We start from the raw sequence: 2,448 nt of genomic DNA, 5'->3' as shown, positions 1-2,448 counted from the left end.
GCGTTCCTCTGCGGTTAAAAAACAGAACATAGCTAATATCCTAAAACTCCAAAGTTAACTGAATACCTTCTTTAGGTATTTCTTTAACCTGATTGTTCAGGTTCGATATCGTTATTCCGATTAGCCTTAGAGGAAGTTCAAAATCCTGTTGTTCAAACAGCTCCATAACTATAGGCAAAATATCTTTTTTATCCGAAATGAAAGAAAAGATTGTTTGCGAACGCGTATGAACCTCAAAATTGCGGTATTTGTATTTCAGGGTAACAGTCTTGCCTTTAAGGGTTGATCTGTTTAATCTTTGTTCAACCTCATCGGCTATTTTAATGAGTTTTGTTTTTAATTCTTTTTCATCAGAAATGTCTTCGCTAAAAGTTCTCTCCGCACCAACGGACTTCCTCAGTCTGTTTGGCCTTACCGGATTATTGTTTTCTGCTCTTACAATATGATAGAAATGTTTACCCGATTTCCCAAACCAGGCTACTAAATCCTCTAATGATTTTTGTTTCAGATCAGCTCCGTTAAATATTCCGTGACTTTTCATTTTTTGAGCAGTAACCTTACCAACACCAAAAAATCTGTCTATATCAAGTTGCTCCAAAAAGGGCAGTACTTCATTGGGCGGGATGAGTTTCTGACCGTTAGGCTTATTCATATCCGATGCAACTTTTGCAATAAATTTGTTTACGGAAATTCCGGCAGAAGCCGTTAAACCAACCTCATTTTTTATCTTACTTCTTATCTCCTCCGCAATTAACGTAGCCGATTTTAATTGTTTTTTATTCTCTGTTACATCCAGAAAAGCTTCATCTAACGAAAGAGGTTCTACTAAGTCGGTGTATTGATGAAATATCTCCCTTATTTGTTTCGAAATTTCGCGATATCTGTCGTGCCTCGACTTTACAAAAATAATTCCGGGACAAAGTTTCTTTGCCAGTTTGCCTGCCATTGCCGAACGGACTCCAAATTTTCGAGCCTCATAGCTCGCAGCTGCAACTACACCTCTCTCGCTTCCTCCGCCAACAGCAACCGGTTTTCCCATCAATTCCGGATTGTCCATCTGCTCAACGGAAGCAAAAAATGCATCCATGTCTATATGGATTATTTTGCGATATGTGTTTTCGTTGTCGATTCTATAAGTCTAAATTATCAGAATCGATCATAGTAACCCATTTGCCCATTTTTTTCTGAATTACTCTGAAATGATGTTTATCTTCCGGAGTAATAAATGATATTGCTTTTCCATGAGATTCAGCTCTTCCTGTTCTACCAATACGGTGAATATAATCTTTTGGAGAACGGGGTAATTCGTAGTTGATAACATAAGGTAAAAATTCTATGTCAATACCACGCGAAAGCAGATCTGTTGCAATTAATACTTTTAATTTTCCTGATTTGAACTGGCTTAGAGCTTCTTTACGTGCAGTCTGGCTTTTTTTGCTGTGTATGGCGCTAGCATCAATTCCATTTTTACGAAGTTTATCGGCTACGTTGTCTGCTTTGTAAACCGATGAGGTAAAAACTAAAACCTGATTTAGATTTTCCTGCTTAATTAGATATCGCAATAAAGGCCCTTTTTTTTCTTCAGAAACAAAATATGCCGACTGATCAATTAGGTCAATATTATCTTCTTCAGATTCAATTTTTATCACTAATGGATTGTGCAACAATATTTGGTTGATATTGTTGACATCTTCGCTTAAAGTGGCCGAAAACAATAAATTTTGGCGTTTTTTTGGTAGAAGAGCAAAAATACGATTCATCTCATCCTTAAAACCAAGACTGAGCATCTTATCAGCTTCGTCTAAAACCAAAGTTTCAACACTCGATAAATGTACTGCATTCGATTCTATCAATTCTAATAATCGCCCCGGAGTGGCAACCAAAATATTGACATTTTGTAAAGCCATCATTTGCGGATTGACAGAGACTCCTCCATAAACCGCTAAAGTCTTGATTCGGTCAGGTAATGCATAGCTGAAGGCCTGGAATACTTCATTTACCTGTATCGAAAGTTCGCGTGTTGGTACTAATATCAGGCTGCTTACATGTCTGTTTTTCGAAGATTTACCCACCCTGGTATTCATTAGGATTGGTAATGCATAACTCGCAGTTTTACCGGAACCGGTTTTTGCTATTCCTAAAACATCTTTTTCTCTTAGAATTGCCGGTATAGCTTGCTTCTGTATAGGATAAGGCTGTTTGAATTTTTTATCTGCCAAAGCTTTAACTAAGGACGGAGATAAACCTAAGGATGTAAAAGACATGTTGATTGTTTATATAAGCCAGGCTCTGTTTAGATCTTCATATCTTAAATTATAATGATGAAGTTCGTGAAGCTTTAACTTGTTAGAAGTTGCAAAGATAGTAATTAGTAAAGGCTTATACCATTTACACTTTAAATTTACTGCAAAATAAAGTAGGAGATTTTTGCCTTAGTTGAAAAAGAAA

Annotated in this window: 2 protein-coding genes; both read right to left on the bottom strand. The window is 36.6% G+C overall.

The window, feature by feature from the left end:
• Nucleotides 1-40: 40 nt before the first annotated feature.
• Complete coding sequence (gene dinB / locus ABFR62_14080) at nt 41-1,129, bottom strand: DNA polymerase IV (GenBank protein ID MEN8139546.1); 1,089 nt, start codon at nt 1,127-1,129, stop codon at nt 41-43.
• Between the two features lies 1 nt (nt 1,130).
• Entirely contained in the window at nt 1,131-2,264 is a 1,134-nt protein-coding gene (locus ABFR62_14075) for a DEAD/DEAH box helicase (protein ID MEN8139545.1), read from the bottom strand.
• Between the last annotated feature and the right edge of the window lie 184 nt (nt 2,265-2,448).

This window comes from Bacteroidota bacterium, from assembly GCA_039714315.1.
GTDB lineage: Bacteria > Bacteroidota > Bacteroidia > Flavobacteriales > JADGDT01 > JADGDT01.
This window is presented reverse-complemented; position numbering and strand designations above follow the sequence as displayed.

Coding starts and splice junctions, on each gene's coding strand:
- ABFR62_14075 (MEN8139545.1), bottom strand. CDS start 2,264: ATGTCTTTTACATCCTTAGGTTTATCTCCGTCCTTAGTTAAAGCTTTG.